Genomic DNA, 20,271 nt, shown 5'->3' with positions numbered 1-20,271 from the left:
CATCACACCGTCATGATCTCCTTCTCTTTCTCGGCGACCATCTTGTCGATCTCGGCCACGAACTTGTCGGTCAGCTTCTGCACCTCGTCCTGGCCCCGACGCTCGTCGTCTTCGGAGATCGTCTTGTCCTTGACCAGCTTCTTGAACTGCTCGTTGGCGTCGCGGCGCAGGTTGCGCACCGCCACCTTGGCGCCTTCGGCCTCGCTCTTGACCACCTTGGTCAGTTCCTTGCGGCGCTCTTCGGTCAGCGCGGGCATCGGCACGCGGATCACGTCGCCCATGGTCGACGGGTTCAGGCCCAGGTCCGCGTCGCGGATGGCCTTCTCCACGGCCTGCACCATCTTCTTTTCCCAGGGCTGCACGCTGATCGTGCGGGCATCGGCCAGGCCGATGTTGGCGACCTGGCTGATGGGCACCATCGAACCGTAGTAGTCCACCTGCACATGGTCGAGCAGGCCGGCGTGGGCACGGCCCGTACGGATCTTGGCCAGATCGGCCTTGAAGGCTTCGATCGACTTCTGCATCTTCTGCTCGACGCTCTTCTTTGTATCGGCGACGCTCATGTTTACCTCCGGAAATGCCAGACAGGGTCCCGCCCGGGGCGGGGCCGAAAATGAACCATTCTACTCTCAAGGACTGGCCGGATCCCTATTCTGACCCGACCTGCCCCTGTCATACGTGCACCAGCGTACCTTCGTCCTCGCCCAGGATGACGCGACGCAGCGCGCCGGGCTTGACGATGGAAAATACCTTGATCGGCAGCTTCTGATCGCGGCACAGCGCAAAGGCGGTGGCGTCCATGACCTGCAGGTTGCGCGAGATGGCCTCGTCGAACGTGATCGTGGTGTAGCGCGTGGCGCTGGGATCCTTCTTGGGATCGGCCGTGTACACGCCGTCGACCTTGGTGGCCTTGAGCACGATCTCGGCACCGATCTCGGAGCCGCGCAGCGCAGCGGCGGTGTCGGTGGTGAAGAACGGGTTGCCGGTGCCGGCGGCGAAGATCACGACCTTGCCTTCCTCGAGCTGGCGGATCGCACGCGGGCGGATATACGGCTCCACCACCTGATCCATGCGCAGCGCCGACTGCACGCGGCCCTCGATATTGGCGTGGCGCATGGCGTCCTGCAGTGCCAGCGCATTCATCATGGTGGCCAGCATGCCCATGTAGTCCGCCGTCGCACGGTCCATGCCGGCCGCGCCGCCGGCCACGCCGCGGAAAATATTGCCGCCGCCGATGACCACCGCCACCTGGACGCCCAGCTTCACGATCTCGGCGATGTCGTTGACCATGGCTTCGATGGTGGCGCGGTTGATGCCGAAGGCATCGTCGCCCATCAGGGCCTCACCGGACAGTTTCAGAAGGACGCGCTTGTAGGCTGGCATGTTCACCCTCGGGCTGGTTCTTGGGTCGCTCTATCGAGACGAATGTTGAATAGGCGCGGGCGGTTCGGGGGCTTTCGGCACGGAAGCACCGTCGGCACCGGCCGCGCGTGATACGGGGAAAGCCGGTCAGGAACCGGTTTTCGTCGTGACCCGCAGCACTGCCCGATGGGCATGGCGGGGGCACGGATCACGACGAAAACGGGCTGCCAGGCTTGGCGCCTGGCCGGGTAGCCTACTTGTGCAGAGGGGCACCTTGCGGCGCCCCTCGGCATTATACGGTGGCAGCGGCGGTATCCCGCGTGGAATACCGGTCGGCCACCGTCAATCTCAGCCCTTCTGGGCAGCGGCCACCTGGGCAGCCACTTCGGCAGCGAAGTCGTCCTGCTTCTTCTCGATGCCTTCGCCCACGACGTACAGCGTGAAGCCCTTCACGGTCGTGTTGGCGGCCTTGAGCATCTGCTCGACCGACTGCTTGTCGTTCTTCACGAACGGCTGGTTCAGCAGCGACACTTCCTTCAGGTACTTCTGCACCGAACCTTCGACCATCTTGGCAGCGATGTCGGCCGGCTTGCCCGACTCCACGGCCTTCTGCTCGGCAATGCTGCGCTCCTTGGCGATCAGGTCGGCCGGCACGTCGCTCGACGACAGCGAGACCGGCTTCATCGCGGCAACGTGCATGGCCACGTCCTTGGCGGCGGTTTCGTCGCCGTCGAACTCGACCATCACGCCGATGCGCGTGCCGTGCAGGTAGGCCGCCAGCTTGCCGCCGTTGGCGTAGCGCTGGAAGCGGCGGATCGTCATGTTCTCGCCGATCTTGCCGATCAGGGCGGTGCGGGTGGCTTCCACCGACACGCCGTCGATTTCCAGTGCCGACAGCGCGGCCACGTCGGCCGGGTTCTGCTTGGCAACCAGCTCGGCCACCTTGGCGGCGAAGCCCAGGAAGTCATCGTTCTTCGAGACGAAATCGGTCTCGCAGTTCAATTCCACGAGCGCGCCGGTGGTGCCGTCGATGAAGGAGGAGACCACGCCTTCGGCGGTCACGCGCGAGGCAGCCTTGCTGGCCTTGTTGCCGAGCTTGACGCGCAGCAGTTCCTCGGCTTTTTCCAGGTTGCCTTCGGCCTCGGTCAGGGCCTTCTTGCACTCCATCATCGGCGCGTCGGTCTTCGCGCGCAGTTCTGCAACCATGCTTGCGGTAATTGCCGCCATTTGTCACTCCTTGGTTGGTTCGGGCCGGCCGCCCCGCGCTGTCAGCGCAAAGCGCCCGGCCGGTGTCTGTGTTGCCTGGATCCGGCATCACCGGCGCGCGATGCTACGCTGCGCGGATGACAACCATGCCAGTTTGAAAAAAGGGGGCGACGGATGTGCCCCCTCTTCTCACGTCCGGCGCCCGCCCGTGCCATGCACGACGCGGGCCCGGCATCAGCCTTCCTGAACTTCGACGAACTCGTCGCCTTCGCCGCGAGCGGCTTCCACCACTTCCTGCACCGCGTTTGCGCGGCCTTCCAGGATGGCGTCAGCCACGCCGCGCACGTACAGGGCCACGGCCTTGCTCGAATCGTCGTTGCCCGGAATCACGTAATCGATGCCTTCTGGCGAGTGGTTCGTGTCGACCACGCCGATCACGGGGATGCCCAGCTTGTTGGCTTCCGTCACGGCGATCTTGTGGTAACCGACGTCCACCACGAAGATGGCGTCAGGAATGCCGCCCATGTCCTTGATGCCGCCGATCGACTTCTGCAGCTTGAGCATTTCGCGCTCGAACATCAGCGCTTCCTTCTTGCTCATGGATTCCAGCGCGCCGGCTTCCTTGGCGGCTTCCATGTCCTTCAGGCGCTTGATGGAGATCTTGACGGTCTTGTGGTTGGTCAGCATGCCACCGAGCCAGCGGGCGTCGACGTAGGGCATGCCGGCACGGCCAGCTTCCTCGGCCAGAACTTCGCGCGACTGACGCTTGGTACCCACGAACAGGACGGTGCCGCGATTGGCCGCCAGCTGACGCACGTACTTCAGCGCGTCCTGGAACATCGGCAGCGTCTTTTCGAGGTTGATGATGTGAATCTTGTTGCGATGACCGAAGATGAACGGGGCCATCTTGGGGTTCCAGAAGCGGGTCTGGTGGCCAAAGTGGCAACCGGCTTCCAGCATTTCGCGCATGGTGACGGACATGAATGATGCTCCAATAGGGTTGGGTCTGAAGTCCGCCCCGACATTCCTGAAGAGGAACACCCCGGATGGGCGGACCAGCGATTTACCAAAAATTTTCTGCGAAGTCTTCGCACATGCGGTTGCGCACATGCATACATGCGGTTGCGCACATGCATTTTCGCAACGGCATTTTCGCAACAGCTACTGACTGTCCCGCCCATGAAAGCGTCAGGAAGTCAGCCCGCGATTGTAGCAACAAAGCAGCGATTTGTTCAAGCCGGGCATTTGTTCCGGCGCCGCGCCGCGCGCTGGCCGCGGCCTTGCTATATATAGAAGCAAGCGCATTTTCAGCCATCGCGTCCGGTTGGTGCGATAATCCCGCCTTGCGACTCGATATTCGACCAGTCAGTGACTCGGTCATCACATTTTCCGGCGAAGCAGCATGAGCATCTATCTGAACACCGCCGAGGACATCGCCCAAATGCGCGTGGCTTGCCGCCTTGCCTCCGAGGTTCTCGACTACATCACCCCTCACGTCAAGGCAGGCGTCACCACCGGCGAACTGGACAAGCTGTGCCACGCGTACATGCGCGATGTGCAGGGCACCGTCCCGGCCCCGCTCAATTATGCGCCGCCGGGCTACCCGCCCTTCCCCGGTGCCATCTGCACCTCGGTCAACGACGTGATCTGCCACGGCATTCCGGGCGACCGGGTGCTGAAGAACGGCGACGTGATCAATCTCGACATCACCGTCATCACCAAGGAAGGCTATTACGGCGACACGAGCCGCATGTTCATCGTCGGCGAAGGCTCGATCCTGGCCAGGCGCCTGGCGCAGGTGACGTACGAGTGCATGTGGAAGGGTATCCAGCAAGTGCGCAACGGTGCCCGATTAGGCGATATCGGCCACGCCATCCAGACCCATGCGGAAGCCGCCGGCTATAGCGTGGTACGCGAATACTGCGGCCACGGCATCGGCAAGAATTTCCACGAGGATCCGCAGATCCTGCATTACGGCCGTCCCGGTACCGGGATGGAAATCAAGGCCGGCATGATCTTCACCGTCGAGCCGATGATCAACGCCGGCAAGCGCGATATCCGCACCATGCCCGACCACTGGACCGTCAAGACGCGCGATCGCAGCCTGTCCGCGCAGTGGGAGCATACTGTGCTGGTGACCGAGACCGGCTACGAGGTGCTGACGCTGTCGGCGGGCTCGCCGGTGCCGCCAGCCTTCATCACCGAACCGGTCGCGGCCTGAGGCCCGCCACCTGTCCAGGGCGCCGACGAGGGCGCCCTTTCTACTTCGGGCCGCCCGTCTCCACGCTTTCGCGCTTTCGGCGCCTTTACGCACACTCGCCTTGACGTCTTCATTTGCCCCCGCCATGGACACCACGCCGGAGTTGCTGCTGTGCCAACGCATCCGCGACCGGCTGCGCGCCGACAAGCAGGTGCTGTTTGCCGAGTTCGAAGCGCATAACCAGGTCAACCCGCTGGTCACGCGCCTGCGCCGTGTGGTCGACGCCGCGCTGGTGGAAGCGTGGAGCGGGCTGGAGCTGCCCGCCCATGCCGCGCTCGTGGCGGTCGGCGGCTATGGCCGCGGCGAGCTGTTCCCCTATTCCGACGTCGACGTGCTGCTGCTTCTGCGCGCCGAGCCCGACGCCGATACGGCATCGCGGCTGGAACGTTTTATTGGCCTGTGCTGGGACCTGGGGCTCGAGATCGGCTCGTCGGTGCGTACCGTCGACGACTGCATCCGCGAGTCGGCCGCCGACATCACCATCCGCACCTCGCTGCTGGAAGCGCGCCTGCTGACGGGCAACCGCGCGCTGTTCGACGAGCTGCGCCAGCGCTACCAGGCGGACATGGACGCGGGCGACTTCTTCCAGGCCAAGCTGCTGGAAATGCGCCAGCGCCATGCCAAGTACCAGGACACGCCCTACGCCCTGGAGCCCAACTGCAAGGAAAGCCCGGGCGGCCTGCGCGACCTGCAGGTCATTCTGTGGATGACGCAGGCGGCCGGCCTTGGCGACAGCTGGAAGCAGCTGTTCGAGCGCGGGCTGCTGACCGAGCGCGAAGCGCAGGAGCTGACGCGCAACGAACGCCTGCTGCGCACCATCCGCGCGCGCCTGCACCTGCTGGCGGGGCGGCGCCAGGACGTGCTGGTGTTCGACCTGCAGACCGCGCTCGCGGAAGCATTCGGCTATCGCCAGAACAACCACAAGCGCGCCAGCGAGCAGCTGATGCGGCGCTACTACTGGGCCGCCAAGGCGGTCACGCAGTTGAACAGCGTGCTGCTGCTCAATATCGAGGCGATGCTGTTCCCGAGCGAGTCCAAGGTGACGCGCGTGCTGAACGATCGCTTTGTCGAGCGGCAGGGCATGCTGGAGATCACGAGCGACGACCTATACGAGAAGCATCCGCACGCGATCCTGGAGACGTTCCTGCTCTACGAGCGCACGCCGGGCGTCAAGGGCCTGTCGCCGCGCACGCTGCGCGGCCTGTATAACGCGCGTACGGTAATGGACGCGAGCTGGCGCAACGATCCCGAAAACCGGCGCCTGTTCCTCGCCATCGTACAGGAGCCGCAGGGCATCACGCATGCGCTGCGGCTGATGAACCAGACCAGCGTGCTGGGCCGCTACCTGATCAACTTCCGCCGCATCGTCGGCCAGATGCAGCACGACCTGTTCCACGTCTATACGGTGGACCAGCATATCCTGATGGTGGTGCGCAATATGCGCCGGTTTGCCATCGTCGAGCATACCCACGAGTTTCCGTTCTGCAGCCAGCTGATGGCGAGCTTCGACCGGCCGTGGGTGCTGTGGGTCGCGGCGCTGTTCCACGATATCGCCAAGGGGCGTGGCGGCGACCATTCGCGCCTCGGTACCGTCGATGCGCGGCGCTTTTGCAAGCAGCATGGCATCGCGCGCGAGGACACCGACCTGATCGCCTGGCTGGTCGAGCATCACCTGACCATGAGCCATGTGGCGCAGAAGCAGGACCTCACCGATCCGGATGTGGTGCACGCGTTTGCCAAGGTGGTGGGCACCGAGCGCTATCTGACCGCGCTTTACCTGCTGACGGTGGCCGATATCCGCGGCACCAGTCCCAAGGTATGGAATGCATGGAAGGGCAAGCTGCTCGAAGACCTCTATCGCATTACGCTGCGCGTACTGGGCGGCGCGCAGCTCGACCCGCATTCGCTGTGGGCGCAGCGGCGCGACGATACGGTGGCGCAACTGCGTCTCAAGGCGTTCGATCCGGAGCTGGCCAAGCCGTTGTGGGACAAGCTCGACGTGTCGTTCTTCCTGCGCCACGATGCGCGCGATATCGCCTGGCTGACGCGCCATCTGTTCAACAAGGTGGACAGCGACAGCGCGGTGGTCAAGGCGCGCATCTCGCCCGCCGGCGAGGGCCTGCAGATCGCGGTCTACGTGAAGGACCAGCCTGACCTGTTTGCGCGCATCTGCGGCTATTTCGAGCGCAAGGCGTTTTCGATCCAGGACGCGAAGATCCACACCACGCGCCATGGCTACGCGCTCGATACGTTCCAGGTGACCGACCCTGGCCTGGCCGGCGACTACCGCGATATTCTCGCGCTGGTGGAGCATGAACTGGCGGAACGGCTGCGACTGGAGTGCCCGCTGCCCGAGCCGACGCAGGGACGCCTGTCGCGCCAGTCGCGCAGCTTTCCGATCAAGCCGCGCGTGGACCTGCGGGCCGACGAGCGCGGCCAGTACTACATTCTGTCGCTGTCCGCCAATGACCGTACCGGCTTGCTGTACCTGATTGCACGCGTGCTGGCCAAGCATCGCGTGTCGGTATTTTCCGCACGCATCAATACGCTCGGCGAGCGCGTCGAGGACGTATTCCTGGTCGATGGCGGCCGCCTGTCCGCCGACAACCGACTGCAGCTCCAGCTCGAGAAGGAACTGCTCGAAGCGCTCTCGGTTTGATCCGCGCGCGCTTCGCATTCAATCAAGACAATGACCGATAGCAAATCGCCTGGCCGCAAGACGCTGGGCATCAAGACCGCCACCACTGCCTCCGCGCGCAAGACCGGCGCGAGCCGTCCCGTGCGCGTCTCGGACCTCAACCGCAAGCGTGTGCAGGCGGTGCAGGAAGGCATCAGGCGCGCCAAGGCGCGCGATGGGAAGCCCGGCGAGCAGGCCGGCGGCAAACGCCCGCCTGCCCCGCCCGACAATACCGCGCGCGCTCCCGGCGAACGCCCCGCCCGGCCGCCACGGCCGCGGCGCGACGATGCGGAGCGTGGCCCGCGCCGCTTCGGCGAAGGCGAAGCACGGCCGCCGCGCGGGCGTGACGAGGGCGAGCGCTTTGCCCGCCCGCGCCGCGATGACGGTGAACGCTTTGCACGTCCGCGCCGCGATGACGCCGAACGCGCGCCGCGTCGCTTCGGCGAAGGCGAGGCACGGCCGCCGCGCGGGCGTGACGAGGGCGAGCGCTTTGCCCGCCCGCGCCGCGATGACGGTGAACGCTTTGCGCGTCCGCGCCGCGATGACGCCGAACGCGCGCCGCGTCGCTCCAGCGAAGGCGAGGCACGGCCGCCGCGCGGGCGTGACGAGGGCGAGCGCTTTGCCCGCCCGCGCCGCGATGACGGTGAACGCTTTGCGCGTCCGCGCCGCGATGACGCCGAACGCGCGCCGCGTCGCTCCAGCGAAGGCGAGGCACGGCCGCCGCGCGGGCGTGACGAGGGCGAGCGCTTTGCCCGCCCGCGCCGCGATGACGGTGAACGCTTTGCGCGTCCGCGCCGCGATGACGCCGAACGCGCGCCGCGTCGCTCCAGCGAAGGCGAGGCGCGCCCGCCGCGCGGGCGTGACGAGGGCGAGCGCTTTGCCCGCCCGCGCCGCGATGACGGTGAACGCTTTGCACGTCCGCGCCGCGATGACGCCGAACGCGCCCCACGTCGCTTCGGCGAAGGCGAGGCGCGCCCGCCGCGCGGGCGTGGCGAAGGTCAGGACTGGCGTCGCGATGACGGCCGCCCGGCGCCAACGCGCGAACGACGCTTCAGCGATACGGGCGACCGTGCGCGCCCCGCGCCGCGGCCGGGGCAGCGTGCGGCATCGCATGCCGACGCGCGTCCAAGGACGGCCTCCGGCACACCCGCCGCAACGCGCCCGGAAGCCGACGACGGCGGCCTGGTCCGCCTGTCCAAGCGCATGTCCGAACTCGGCCTGTGCTCGCGCCGCGAGGCCGACGAATGGATTCCGCGTGGCTGGGTACTCGTCGACGGCAAGCCCGTGACCGAGCTTGGCACGCGCATCCGTCCCGACGCCGAGATCGAAATCCTGCAGGCCGCACGCTCCGAACAGGGCGAGCGCGTGACCGTGCTGATCAACAAGCCGGTCGGCTATGTCTCGGGCCAGGCGGAAGACGGCTATGAACCCGCCGCCGTGCTGTTTGCCCCCGAGAACCAGTGGGAACAGGACCCCACGCGCAAGCGTTTTGCGCCGTGGCAACGCAAGAACCTCGCGCCCGCCGGACGCCTCGATATCGACTCCACCGGCCTGCTGGTGCTGACCCAGGATGGTCGCGTGGCGCGCGCACTGATCGGCGACGACTCCAATGTCGAGAAGGAATACCTGGTGCGCGTGGTGTGGGAATCGCCGGACGGCGACGTCGAGCGCAATATCAGCGCGGTGTTTCCGCCCGAGCAGCTCGACCGCCTGCGTCACGGGCTGGCGCTCGATGGCGTCGCGCTGAAGCCCGCCAAGGTCAGCTGGCAGAACGAGGAGCAACTGCGCTTTGTCCTGCGCGAAGGCCGCAAACGCCAGATCCGGCGCATGTGCGAGCAGGTCGGGTTGAAGGTGGTCGGCCTCAAGCGCGTACGCATGGGCCGCGTGGTACTCGGCGATCTGCCGCCGGGGCAATGGCGCTTTCTCGGACCGTTCGAGAAGTTCTGAACGCGCGGGCCGCGTTACCGGCGACCACCACGGGTGCCGGCAACGCAGGCCCGGGCAGACGCTGCCAGCCCGCGCCTGCCGTCACACCTCGGGCAGTTTCAGCAATCCCGCCTCGCTCTGCGCGTCGGTCGGTACATAGACCAGCATGCGCACACCATTGCGTGGCGCCGACCACCAGTTGTTGGTCTGCATGGTCAGCACGCCGGTTTCGGCGTGGAAGAAGCGGTTCACGTGGTTCTCCACGCGACTGACCTGATAGCGCTGCCACAGTTCGCCAAACGTCTCCGATGCCATCATGAAGCGCTGCAGATGGGCCTGCCATACCGGGTCCTGCATATGCTCGGCCATGCCGGCGCGGAACAGCGCCACCTGGGTCGCGACCATGCCATGCCAGTCGACCACGATCGATTTCCATGCCGGCTGCGTCAGCCCCAGGTAGATGCAGTTGCGGTCGGCCGGCGGCAGGTTTGCAAGGTTGACGCCAATCAGGCGGCAATACGCATCGTTGAAGCCAAGAATGTCGAAGCGCGCGTTCTCCACCACGGCCGGCAACGGATACAACTGGTCGAGAATACGCTGCGTCGCCGCCGACACCGCTTCGCACGGGGGTCGCGCCTCGGCCGGGCGCGTCATGCCGGCCAGGTTGAACAGGTGCTCGGTCTCCGATTCGCTGCACTGAAGCGCGCTCGCCACCGCATTGAGCACGCGGGCCGAAACACGAATGGGACGGCCCTGCTCGAGCTTGGTGTACCAGGTGATGCCGATATCGGCCAGCGCGGCCACTTCCTCACGCCGCAGCCCCGGGGTGCGGCGCCGGCCCACCCGCGCCAGGCCGGCCCGCGCGGGATCGAGCCCTTCGCGCCGTGCGCGCAGAAACGCGCCGAGTTCGAGCGAACGGCTGTCGGGCGGCAGGTCGTCCTCGATGGACGAGGCGGAGGCCGCGGAGGTGGCGGAGGTGGCGGAGGTGGCGGTCTCGAACCCAAGTGATCCGGGTCTGGCGGTCATGATGCGGTGCTCCGGCATAAGGCGGGATCGGGGCGACCCACGCTGACACAATTTATACCAGTCTAACTGGAATCTTGTACCAGTCTAAACAGGCTCCGATACTACCGCACATCGAAATTGTCGAGCCAGTGGTTGCCATGAACACCCCCTCTTCCGCCCCCACCCTGACCCGCACCGGCCTGTACGTCCTGCTGGCCGGCCAACTGCTGCCGCAGATCGATTTCTCGATCGTCAACGTGGCTCTCAACGCCATCGAACATTCGCTGCACGCCAGCGCCACCGAGCTGGAACTGATGGTCGCCGTCTATGGCGTCGCCTTCGCCGTATGCCTGGCCATGGGTGGCCGCCTGGGCGACAACTTCGGCCGCCGCCGCGTCTTCAACGCTGGCGTATTGCTGTTCGGCGTGGCCTCGCTGCTGTGCGGCATCGCCACGTCGATGTGGACGCTGCTGGTCGCCCGCGTGCTGCAGGGCGCGGCCGCCGCTCTGCTGGTGCCGCAGATCCTGGCGACCATCCACGTCGGCCTGCGTGGCCACGCCCATTCGCGCGCGCTGGCGTTGTTCGCCTCCGTGGGCGGCATTGCCTTCATCATCGGCCAGGTCCTGGGCGGGGTGCTGGTGGCCGCCGATATCGCGGGACTTGGCTGGCGCAGCGCGTTCCTGATCAACCTGCCGGTGTGCGCGGTGATCCTGGCACTCTCGCCGCGGCTGATCCCGGAAACGCGCCGCGAGCATGCGTTTGGCGTCGATGTGCCGGGCACGCTGCTGCTCGCGCTCGTGATTCTTGCCATCCTGCTGCCATTGTCGATGGGGCCGACGCTGCATTGGGCCTGGCCGCTGCTGGCGGCAATGGCCGCGGCGGTGCCGCTGCTGGGCCTGCTGTGGAAGGTGGAACTGCAGCAGGAACGGCAGGGCCGCCACCCGCTGCTGCCGCCGTCGCTGATGCGGCTGCCGAGCGTGCGCTTCGGCTTTCTGATCGCGATCCTGTTCTTCGCGTGCTGGAGCGGCCTGATGTTCGTGCTGGCGCTGATGCTGCAGGCCGGCGCGCACCTGTCGCCCACCGACGCCGGCAACGCCTTTATTCCGCTTGGCGCGGCCTACTTTGTCTGCTCGCTGCTGAGCACGCGTATCGTCGCGGCGCTGGGCCGCACGCGGGTACTGATGATCGGCTGCGTGGTGCAGATGATCGGCATCGTCGCGCTCTGCTACACGCTGCGTCAGGTCTGGCCGCAGCCGACGCTGCTCGATCTGGCGCCGCCGACGATCCTGATCGGCTTTGGCAATGCACTCGTGGTCGGCTGCTTCTATCGCATCGGCCTGGCTGACATTCCGTCCGATCACGCCGGCGCGGGCAGCGCCATGCTGGCGACGGTGCAACAGGCGGCGTTCGGCCTCGGCTCGGCGCTGCTGGGCACGGTATTCGCCCAGACGCTGCACCACACCGCGCGCGAGCCCGGGCATTACCTCGATGCCACGCTGGCCAGCCTGGGCACCGAGCTGCTGATGATGACGATCCTGCTGGCGGGGACGGCATTGTTCCACGCGCGGCATGGGCGTCCGGGCATACCGGCCGCTGCCGCCGCCAGCCGCCCGTCGTCGTGATCAGTCGTCGTAGTTGGCCGGCAGTTCGGGAAACAGGATTTCCGTAAAGCCAAAGCGCGTGAAGTCCTCGATCCGCATCGGGTACAGCACGCCGATCAGGTGATCGCATTCGTGCTGCACCACGCGCGCGTGGAAGCCCTCCGCCACGCGCTCGATCCGATGGCCTTCGAGGTCGTAGCCGGAATACTTGAGGTGCGTGTAGCGCGGCACCACGCCGCGCAGGCCCGGCACCGACAGGCAGCCTTCCCAGCCGTCCTCGCGCTCGTCCGTGACCGGCTCCAGCACGGGATTGATCAGCACCGTCTTTGGCACCGGCGGCGCGTCGGGATAACGCTGGATGCGGTCGAATCCGAAGATCACCACCTGCAGGTCCACCCCGATCTGCGGCGCGGCCAGGCCGGCGCCGTTGGCGTGTTCCATGGTGTCGAACATGTCTTCGACCAGCGCGCGCAATTCGGGCGTGTTGAACTGGGTCACCGGCCGCGCCACCTGGAGCAGTCGTGGGTCACCCATCTTGAGGATGTTTCGGATCATGTTGCGGTACTCCTGGCGTCAGTTATCGGTTCGCCGTCACGACATCGCGCTGCGCATGCATGGTCAGCCCGCCCCGACCTCGGCCAGCAGCGCCAGCAGCTGGTCTTCGTCGATCACCGGCACACCGAGTGCCTGCGCCTTGTCGAGCTTGCTGCCCGCTTCCGCGCCGGCCACCACATAGTCGGTTTTTTTCGAGACCGATCCGGCCACCTTGGCGCCCGCCGCTTCGAGCCGTTCCTTGGCATCCTCGCGCGACAGCGTGGGCAGCGTGCCGGTCAGCACAAAGGTCTTGCCGGCCAGCGGCGCCGGCGCGCGGGCCGCCGGTTCGCTCTCGGACGGGGTCACGCCGGACGCCAGCAGGTCTTCGATCACCTGCCGGTTGTGCTCCTCGGCAAAGAAACTCGCAATCGACTGCGCCACCACCGGGCCGACATCGTTGACTTCGAGCAGCGCGGCTTCGTCGGCGTCCATCACGGCCTGCAGCTTGCCGAAATGCCTGGCCAGGTCCTTGGCGGTCGACTCGCCCACGTGGCGAATGCCCAGCGCGAAGATAAAGCGGTTCAGCGCCGGCGTGCGCGAGCCATTGATGGCCTCGATCAGGTTACTCGCGGATTTCTCCGCCATGCGCTCCAGTGCGGACAGCTTGAGCACGCCCAGCTTGTAGAGATCGGCCGGCGTACGCACGATGCCCTGGTCCACCAGCTGCTCCACCAGCTTGTCGCCAAGCCCCTCGATATCCATGGCGCGGCGCTGCGCAAAATGCAGCAACGCCTGCTTGCGCTGCGCGGCACAGATCAGCCCGCCCGTGCAGCGCGCAATGGCCTCGCCTTCGAGCCGTTCGATATGCGAGCCGCACACCGGACACGCGGTCGGCATGACGAACGCGCGCGCATCGGCGGGTCGCCGCTCGGCCACCACCGCCACCACCTCGGGAATCACGTCGCCGGCACGGCGCACGATGACCGTGTCGCCGATATGCACGTCCTTGCGGCGGATCTCGTCCTCGTTGTGCAGCGTGGCATTGGTCACCGTCACGCCGCCCACGAACACCGGCGCCAGCCGCGCCACGGGCGTAATGGCTCCGGTGCGGCCCACCTGGACCTCGATGTCCTCGACCACGGTGGTCATTTCCTGCGCGGGGAACTTGTGCGCGAGCGCAAAGCGCGGCGCGCGCGAGACAAAGCCGAGTTGCTCCTGCTCGGTCAGCGCGTTGACCTTGTAGACCACGCCATCGATGTCGTACGGCAACTGGTCGCGGCGCGCGCCGATATCGCGATAGAAAGCCAGCAGGCCCCGGGCGCCCTTTACCACCTGGCGCTCGGTACAGACCGGCAGCCCCAGCCTGGCAAAGCCGTCCAGCATGGTGCTGTGGGTCTGCGGACGATCGACGCCCTGCAACTCGCCCACGCCATAGGCAAAGAACGACAGCGGCCGTCTGGCCGTGATGCGTGGGTCGAGCTGACGCAGGCTGCCCGCGGCCGCATTGCGCGGATTGACGAAGGTCTTCTCGCCGGCTTGCGCCTGGCGCGCGTTGAGCTGGTCGAAATCCTCGCGGTACATGAAGACCTCGCCGCGCACTTCCAGCACGGCCGGCGCTTCGCCGCGCAGCCTGAGGGGAATCGACTTGATGGTGCGCACGTTGGCGGTGACATCCTCGCCGGTTTCGCCGTCGCCGCGCGTGGCCGCCTGCACCAGCCGGCCATTCTCATAGCGCAGCGACATGGCGAGGCCGTCGAACTTGAGTTCGCACGCATATTCCACCGCTTCGGCCTGGCTGAACAGGTCCTGCGCGCCGTCGGCCGGTGCCGCGTTGCGGCCGAGGCCCTGGGCACAGCGGCGGTCGAAGTTGACCACGTCGTCGTCGTCAAAGCCGTTGTTGAGCGACAGCATCGGCACGCGATGCCGCACGGCGTCGAACGCGGCCAGCGGCGCCCCGCCCACGCGCTGCGTCGGCGAGTCGTCGGTCAGCAGTTCGGGATGTTCGGTCTCCAGCGCCTGGAGTTCGCCGAACAGCGCGTCGTATTCCGCGTCGGGAATGGTCGGCGCGTCGAGCACGTAATACTGGTACGCATGGCGGTCGAGCTCCTCGCGCAGCCAGTGCACGCGCTCGGCGGCAGAAGGAGAAGCGCCAGCCGGCGCGGAGGCCTGGGCCTGCGCGCCACGAGTCTTTCCGGTCATGGCAGGCCTCCTACAGACTGAACAGGCGCAGCGCAACCGGAGAGCCGGCCGGCATGCCACGCGCCTCGAGCTTCTCGTAGAGCTTCTCGAGCTGGCCGAAGATCGCCACAAACGACGCTTCCGTCAACGGACGCATGTTGTCGTCCACCAGCTGCGCGCCCATGCGCTGGGCCAGGCTGTATCCGTACTCGCAGACCGTCTTGAACGGCTTGCTGGCCTGCGTGGCCACCGGCACGTCGAGCAGCAGCGTGATGCGGTGACCCGCGTGCACGGTGAGATCGTCGCGCAGGAAGTTGGTCTCGCCAAACTGCAGTGTGAACAGCGGACGCTGCACACCGTCGGCATCGGCCTGGTAACGCGAGAATCGCGTGCCGTCGCGCGACAGCACCAGGCCGTCCTGGGTGGCGACGGTCTGCACGTAGGCGGCCGACCACGGCGCCCCGTCGGAAATGACATTGACGCCCAGTTGCACGTCGCAGCCCGCGGCAAAGGCATCGAGCTCGCGCGCATTGGCGACGGTCTCGGACATGTCCGGCAGCTCGGCGGAAGCATCGAGCGCCTCGGCCAGCGCCTCCACCGCGTTGACGAACTCCGAGAATTCAAGCGCGTTGAGCGGGCCGCTGCGATTGGCGAGCTGCACGGCCACCTGCAGGTCTTCGTACTGATGACCGGCGGTGACGGCTTCCCACGCGTTGGTTTCGGTGCGCAGCCCTTCGAGATGGACCTGCTTGGTGCCGGCGCGACGCAGGCGGCCGGTCAGCGGCAGGATACGATCGCCCGAGGCCTTGCGTTCGAGATGCATCGGCACGATGCAGTCGATCAGTGGATCGATGAGCGCCGGCGACGGTTGGCCGTCGAGCACGGGTTCGGCCGGCGCCGGCGCGGAGGCCGAAGCGGATACGGACGCGGGGGCGGACGGGGCCGCGCTCGGGCTACCGGTGGCGGCGACCGTGGGCGCGGCGCGCTGATCCGCGCGGCCCCTGGTGTCGCCGTTCATGCCGTCCGCAGCGCCATCCTGTGCGCCATCCTGCGTCCCACCCTCGGCACCGCCCTCGTCCGCCGCACGCGGCGTGGCGGCGGCCACGGCGACCTCATCGGCCACGGCCTGGTCGGCATCGGCACCGTTGGCGACGGCGGCACGCGCCGCAGCCGCCGCCAGCGCTTCATCGGTTTGCTGCAGGCCCTTGCCCAGGTGGCCCAGGGTCGGCTCGCGTCGCTGCACCTGGTCGGGCGGCGGATTCTGGAGCTTCTCCGCCGTTTCCGGACGAACGTGTTTGCTGACCACCGGCTCGCGCATCGGCGGCAGCTCGTCCTCGGGCATCAGCGGCCGCACACGGCGCGCCTTGTAGATCTGCCAACGGTTATAGGCGATCAACAGCAGCAGGATGACAACGCCGGCAATGATCAAGGCATTCTGCAGTTCCATCAAGCGGCGGCCTCCATCCGGGTCGTGGTCTTCATGGAATCATCGTGTCGGACGCGGCACGCCACCGCGGCCGCTTGCATCTCCGCTACGCGGAGCCACTGCCTGCTGCTCATGCTGCCTCCGCCATCGACACCGCCGCATCCATATCCACCGCGACGATGCGCGAGACCCCCTGCTCCTGCATGGTCACGCCGATCAGCTGGTGGGCCATCTCCATGGCGATCTTGTTGTGCGAGATAAACACGAACTGCGTCTTGTCGGACATGCGCGCCACCATATTGGCATAGCGCTCGGTATTGGCATCGTCGAGCGGCGCGTCCACCTCGTCCAGCAGGCAGAACGGCGCGGGGTTGAGCTGGAACATCGCGAACACGAGCGCGATCGCGGTCAGCGCCTTTTCACCACCGGACAGCAGGTGGATGGTCGAGTTCTTCTTGCCCGGGGGCTGCGCCATGACCTGCACGCCGGCGTCGAGGATTTCCTCGCCGGTCATGATCAGGCGTGCCTGGCCGCCGCCGAACAGCGACGGGAACAGCTCGCCGAAGTGATGGTTGACCTGATCGAAGGTGCCTTGCAGCAGCGCGCGCGTTTCCTGGTCGATCTTGGCAATGGCATCCTCGAGCGTGTTGATGGCGTCGTTGAGGTCGGCCGATTGCGCATCGAGGAAGGTCTTGCGCTCGCGCGCGGCGGCCAGCTCGTCGAGCGCGGCCATGTTGACCGGCCCCAGCGCGTTGATCGCATTGTTGATACGCGTGACCTCGCCCTGCAGATACGACGGCTTGAGTTCGCCCGTAAGCTTGTCGGCCAGCGCCGCCTCGTCGACCTGCGCGGTCGACAACTGCTCGCTGAACTGCTCCTGGTTCAGGCGCGCGGCCTGTTCCTTGAGCTGGCATTCGGTAATGCGGTCGCGCAGCGGTTGCAGGCTGCGTTCGGCCGCCAGGCGCTGCTCGTCGTACTGGCGCAGCTGTGCGGACAGCGCGTCCAGTTCGATGCGCGCGGCACCGAGCTTCTCTTCCTTCTCGGCGCGGATTTCCAGCGCTTCCTGCAGGCCCGTATGCGCGGTCTGCTCGTTGATGGTCTCCAGCTCCGCGCGCGCGTTTTCGAGCGCTTCGGCAATGCGCTCGGACTCGTCGCCCGCCATCTGGATATTGCGGCGCAGCTCGTCGATGCGACCGGCCAGATTGCGTTCGGCGAAGAGCGCTTCCTGCGCCGCGCGTTCGAAGTCGCGCAACTGCGTACGCGCCTGCGACAGTTTCGCGTCGAGGGCGTCGAAGGCCATCTGCTGGTCCTCGTGCGCGGCCTGCATGTCGGCCAGCGCGGCATCGTGCTGCTCGAACGACGCTTCCGATTCGGCGCGCACCGCGCGTTGTTCCTCGATCTGCGCGACGATTTCCGCCAGCTCCTCGCGGATCTGGCCGCTGCGGGCCGAGAAGCGGTCCATCGCCTGCGACAGCTTCAGCACGTCCATCTGCAGCGCATGCACGCGGCGGGTGGCCTGCTCGGCGCGCGTACGCGCTTCGCTCAGGGCCTGGCTCGCCTGCGTGTAGGCGGCCTCGGCACGCACGGCCTGGCTCCTGGCCTCGTCGGACAGCAGCATCTGCGCGCGCGCCTGCTTCTGCAGGTTCTCGATCTCCTGCTCGCGCGCGAGCATGCCGGCCTGTTCCGAATCGGCGGCGTAGATCTGGATCGCGTTGCGGCCGATCAGGTGGCCTTCCGCCACCACGAACGACGCGCCCTCGGGCAGCGTCTGGCGCGCGGCCATGGCCTGCGCGATATCGGTCGCGGTGTAGATATCGGCGAGCCAGTCCTGCATCACCGCGCGGATGCCGGGCTCGGTGATCTGCACCAGCGACATCAGCGGGCGCAGGCCGGGTGGCGCTTCCATCGGGCGCGCGGCGGGCGGCGGGGTGTAGAACGCGAGCTTGGCCGGCGGCGCATCCGAGAGGAACGCCTTGACCCAGTCGAGGTTGGAGACTTCCAGCGCGGCGAGCTTTTCGCGCAGCACCGATTCCAGCGCGTTTTCCCAGCCGGGCTCGATATGGACCTTCTTCCACAGGCGCGGCAGCTCGGCCAGCCCATGGCGCTCCAGCCACGGCTGCACCTTGCCATCGGTCTGCACGTTTTCCTGGAGCTGGCGCAGCGCGGCCAGGCGCGCTTCCAGCGCGGCGATGGCGGCGGCTTCGCTCTGCACGCGCTCCTGCGCCGCACGGCGTTCGGCATCGAGGCGCGGCACGCTGTCCTCGCTGTCCATCAGCACGGCCTGCGCTTCTTCGAGCAGCGCCTCCTGCTCGGCCAGTTCGGCACGCAGTTGCTCCAGGCGGGTTTCGTCGGGCCGGTCCAGCCCCTTTTCTTCCAGCGACAGACGTTCGCGGCGCTGTTCCAGCTGCTGCAGCATCTGGTCGGCATTGCGCTGTTGCGCGGCCTCCAGCTTGAGCGCCTGCTCGGCCTGCATGATGCCGGTGCGCTGCTCGTTGAGGCGCTGCTGGGCGTCGCGCCACTGCGCTTCCAGCGTCGGCAGCTCGTCGCTCTTCTGCGCCACGGTTTCCTGCGCCTCCACCGTGCGACCTTCGGCCACGGCCAGGCTTTCCTCGGCCTGCGCGAGGTCGTCGGTGGACTGCTCGGATTTGCCCTGCCATTGCTCGCGCTGCGCCGTCAGCGCCGCGATCTGGGCCTGCACGCGATTGCGCGACTCCACCACGAAGCGGATCTCGGCCTCGAGCTTGCTGACCTGGGCATTGGCCTCATAGAGCGCGCCCTGGGCCGCGTGCATGCCGTCGGACGCGGTGTAATGCGCGGCGCGCATGGTTTCCAGTTCGGCCTCGACGTGGCGCAGCTGCGCGGTCTGGGCCTCGAGGTCGATCTGCGCCTGCTCGATCGCGCGCTGGTGGCGTTCCTGCTCGGCCTGAGCCTCGCGCTTGCGCAGCAGCCACAGCAGGTGCTGCTTCTCTTCGCCCTCGGACTGCAGCGTCTTGAAGCGCTGCGCCACTTCGGCCTGGCCTTCCAGCTTTTCCAGATTGGCGCCGAGCTCGCGCAGGATGTCCTCGACGCGGGTCAGGTTCTCGCGGGTGTCCGACAGGCGGTTCTCGGTCTCGCGGCGGCGCTCCTTGTACTTGGACACACCCGCGGCTTCTTCCAGGAAGATGCGCATGTCGTCGGGCTTGGCCTCGATGATGCGCGAGATCATGCCCTGTCCGATGATGGCGTACGCGCGCGGGCCCAGGCCCGTGCCGAGGAAGATGTCCTGGATGTCGCGCCGGCGTACCGGCTGGTTGTTGATGTAGTACGAGGACGTGCCGTCGCGCGTCAGCACGCGCTTGACCGCCACTTCGGCGTACTGGCTCCACTGGCCGGCGGCGCGGCCCTCGGCGTTGTCGAACACCAGTTCGACGCTGGCCCGGCCCGCCTGCTTGCGCGCCGTGGAACCGTTGAAGATGACGTCCTGCATGGACTCGCCACGCAATTCCGAAGCGCGTGACTCGCCAAGCACCCAGCGCACGGCATCAATAATGTTCGATTTGCCGCAGCCGTTGGGACCGACGATGCCGACCAGTTGGCCCGGCACTTGAAAATTGGTGGGATCGACGAAGGACTTGAAGCCCGCCAGCTTGATCGATGACAGTCGCACGTTATCGTGTGGTTTTTCGGCGTTACGGAAATGGAAGGACGGACGCCGGTGGACGGACGGCCCTGGGGGGCGTGATGCCTGCGTCCCATCCGGTCCGGGATGTCCGGCAGAATGGCGACAATCATACCATCGCCAAACGCCCTTCCGGACGCTTTCTCGACCGTTGCAACCGCCTCGAAAGCCGCCTCGTGTCAAGTCAAAAATCGTTGTATTTCCGCTGCTTGCGTGCCTTGGTTAAAGCACTGTCGAGAACGGATTGGTTTGACATCGAACGGTCACACTGGCAAAACGCACGGAAACCTCTTAGGGTTAGTGCTAGTCTCTGCCCATGCCGGCGTGGCGCGGGCGTCCCCTCGGGCTTGGGCGCTGCCGTGACCCCATGCGCACCGGCCCCGAAGCGGTTCTTGCCAGGAGGAATCAGCATGACCACGATGCAACCGGCAGGCCTGG

The 20,271-nt window shown here is 66.7% G+C and carries 14 protein-coding genes; 4 read left to right on the top strand and 10 right to left on the bottom strand.

Features of this window, described 5'->3' with window-relative positions; genetic code table 11:
- Nucleotides 1-2: 2 nt before the first annotated feature.
- The 5 genes from frr to DFLDMN_RS02810 form a co-directional block, all read right to left on the bottom strand.
- Complete coding sequence (frr, locus tag DFLDMN_RS02830) at nt 3-563, bottom strand: ribosome-recycling factor (RefSeq protein ID WP_423197013.1); 561 nt, start codon at nt 561-563, stop codon at nt 3-5.
- A 109-nt stretch (nt 564-672) separates the two neighbouring features.
- Nucleotides 673-1,383: a uridine monophosphate kinase gene (pyrH, locus tag DFLDMN_RS02825; RefSeq protein ID WP_423197012.1), complete on the bottom strand. Its 711-nt coding sequence runs from the start codon at nt 1,381-1,383 to the stop codon at nt 673-675.
- Between the two features lie 327 nt (nt 1,384-1,710).
- Nucleotides 1,711-2,589, bottom strand: coding sequence for a translation elongation factor Ts (tsf, locus tag DFLDMN_RS02820; protein WP_423197011.1), 879 nt, complete (start codon nt 2,587-2,589; stop codon nt 1,711-1,713).
- 213 nt (nt 2,590-2,802) lie between these two features.
- Entirely contained in the window at nt 2,803-3,549 is a 747-nt protein-coding gene (gene rpsB / locus DFLDMN_RS02815; protein WP_423197010.1) for a 30S ribosomal protein S2, read from the bottom strand.
- A gap of 82 nt (nt 3,550-3,631) precedes the next feature.
- Nucleotides 3,632-3,949 carry a hypothetical protein gene (locus DFLDMN_RS02810; RefSeq protein WP_423197009.1) on the bottom strand — a complete coding sequence of 106 codons (318 nt, stop codon included), beginning with the start codon at nt 3,947-3,949 and terminating at the stop codon, nt 3,632-3,634.
- 21 nt (nt 3,950-3,970) lie between these two features.
- Between DFLDMN_RS02810 and map the strand changes: the two genes are divergently transcribed.
- The 3 genes from map (at nt 3,971) to DFLDMN_RS02795 (ending at nt 9,452) form a co-directional block, all read left to right on the top strand.
- Complete coding sequence (gene map / locus DFLDMN_RS02805; RefSeq protein WP_423197008.1) at nt 3,971-4,789, top strand: type I methionyl aminopeptidase; 819 nt, start codon at nt 3,971-3,973, stop codon at nt 4,787-4,789.
- A gap of 124 nt (nt 4,790-4,913) precedes the next feature.
- Nucleotides 4,914-7,487, top strand: a complete 2,574-nt coding sequence (locus tag DFLDMN_RS02800; RefSeq protein ID WP_423198289.1) for a [protein-PII] uridylyltransferase — start codon at nt 4,914-4,916, stop codon at nt 7,485-7,487.
- A gap of 30 nt (nt 7,488-7,517) precedes the next feature.
- Nucleotides 7,518-9,452, top strand: a complete 1,935-nt coding sequence (locus DFLDMN_RS02795; RefSeq protein ID WP_423197007.1) for a pseudouridine synthase — start codon at nt 7,518-7,520, stop codon at nt 9,450-9,452.
- Nucleotides 9,453-9,533: 81 nt separating this feature from the next.
- On the opposite strand, the gene DFLDMN_RS02790 is transcribed toward DFLDMN_RS02795, so the two are convergent.
- On the bottom strand, nt 9,534-10,457 hold the full coding sequence (locus DFLDMN_RS02790; RefSeq protein WP_423197006.1) for a helix-turn-helix transcriptional regulator: 924 nt from the start codon (nt 10,455-10,457) through the stop codon (nt 9,534-9,536).
- A gap of 137 nt (nt 10,458-10,594) precedes the next feature.
- Between DFLDMN_RS02790 and DFLDMN_RS02785 the strand changes: the two genes are divergently transcribed.
- Nucleotides 10,595-12,058: an MFS transporter gene (locus DFLDMN_RS02785; RefSeq protein WP_423197005.1), complete on the top strand. Its 1,464-nt coding sequence runs from the start codon at nt 10,595-10,597 to the stop codon at nt 12,056-12,058.
- Here DFLDMN_RS02785 and def read toward each other — a convergent pair whose 3' ends face one another.
- The 4 genes from def to smc form a co-directional block, all read right to left on the bottom strand.
- Nucleotides 12,059-12,592 (bottom strand): peptide deformylase, encoded by a 534-nt coding sequence (gene def / locus DFLDMN_RS02780; protein ID WP_423197004.1) that lies wholly within the window; start codon nt 12,590-12,592, stop codon nt 12,059-12,061.
- Between the two features lie 63 nt (nt 12,593-12,655).
- Complete coding sequence (gene ligA / locus DFLDMN_RS02775) at nt 12,656-14,770, bottom strand: NAD-dependent DNA ligase LigA (protein WP_423197003.1); 2,115 nt, start codon at nt 14,768-14,770, stop codon at nt 12,656-12,658.
- Between the two features lie 10 nt (nt 14,771-14,780).
- A complete protein-coding gene (locus DFLDMN_RS02770; protein ID WP_423197002.1) occupies nt 14,781-16,196 on the bottom strand; it encodes a cell division protein ZipA C-terminal FtsZ-binding domain-containing protein in 1,416 nt (471 codons plus the stop codon).
- A 109-nt stretch (nt 16,197-16,305) separates the two neighbouring features.
- Entirely contained in the window at nt 16,306-19,821 is a 3,516-nt protein-coding gene (smc, locus tag DFLDMN_RS02765) for a chromosome segregation protein SMC (RefSeq protein ID WP_423197001.1), read from the bottom strand.
- Nucleotides 19,822-20,271: the final 450 nt, after the last annotated feature.

Source organism: Cupriavidus sp. H19C3 (assembly GCF_049393815.1).
GTDB lineage: Bacteria > Pseudomonadota > Gammaproteobacteria > Burkholderiales > Burkholderiaceae > Cupriavidus.
This window is presented reverse-complemented; position numbering and strand designations above follow the sequence as displayed.

What these genes read in the sequence shown, in the direction of transcription:
- frr (WP_423197013.1), bottom strand. Translation starts at nt 563, where the DNA reads ATGAGCGTCGCCGATACAAAGAAGAGCGTCGAGCAGAAGATGCAGAAG.
- pyrH (WP_423197012.1), bottom strand. Translation starts at nt 1,383, where the DNA reads ATGCCAGCCTACAAGCGCGTCCTTCTGAAACTGTCCGGTGAGGCCCTG.
- tsf (WP_423197011.1), bottom strand. Translation starts at nt 2,589, where the DNA reads ATGGCGGCAATTACCGCAAGCATGGTTGCAGAACTGCGCGCGAAGACC.
- rpsB (WP_423197010.1), bottom strand. Translation starts at nt 3,549, where the DNA reads ATGTCCGTCACCATGCGCGAAATGCTGGAAGCCGGTTGCCACTTTGGC.
- DFLDMN_RS02810 (WP_423197009.1), bottom strand. Translation starts at nt 3,949, where the DNA reads ATGACCGAGTCACTGACTGGTCGAATATCGAGTCGCAAGGCGGGATTA.
- map (WP_423197008.1), top strand. Translation starts at nt 3,971, where the DNA reads ATGAGCATCTATCTGAACACCGCCGAGGACATCGCCCAAATGCGCGTG.
- DFLDMN_RS02800 (WP_423198289.1), top strand. Translation starts at nt 4,914, where the DNA reads ATGGACACCACGCCGGAGTTGCTGCTGTGCCAACGCATCCGCGACCGG.
- DFLDMN_RS02795 (WP_423197007.1), top strand. Translation starts at nt 7,518, where the DNA reads ATGACCGATAGCAAATCGCCTGGCCGCAAGACGCTGGGCATCAAGACC.
- DFLDMN_RS02790 (WP_423197006.1), bottom strand. Translation starts at nt 10,457, where the DNA reads ATGACCGCCAGACCCGGATCACTTGGGTTCGAGACCGCCACCTCCGCC.
- DFLDMN_RS02785 (WP_423197005.1), top strand. Translation starts at nt 10,595, where the DNA reads ATGAACACCCCCTCTTCCGCCCCCACCCTGACCCGCACCGGCCTGTAC.
- def (WP_423197004.1), bottom strand. Translation starts at nt 12,592, where the DNA reads ATGATCCGAAACATCCTCAAGATGGGTGACCCACGACTGCTCCAGGTG.
- ligA (WP_423197003.1), bottom strand. Translation starts at nt 14,770, where the DNA reads ATGACCGGAAAGACTCGTGGCGCGCAGGCCCAGGCCTCCGCGCCGGCT.
- DFLDMN_RS02770 (WP_423197002.1), bottom strand. Translation starts at nt 16,196, where the DNA reads ATGGAACTGCAGAATGCCTTGATCATTGCCGGCGTTGTCATCCTGCTG.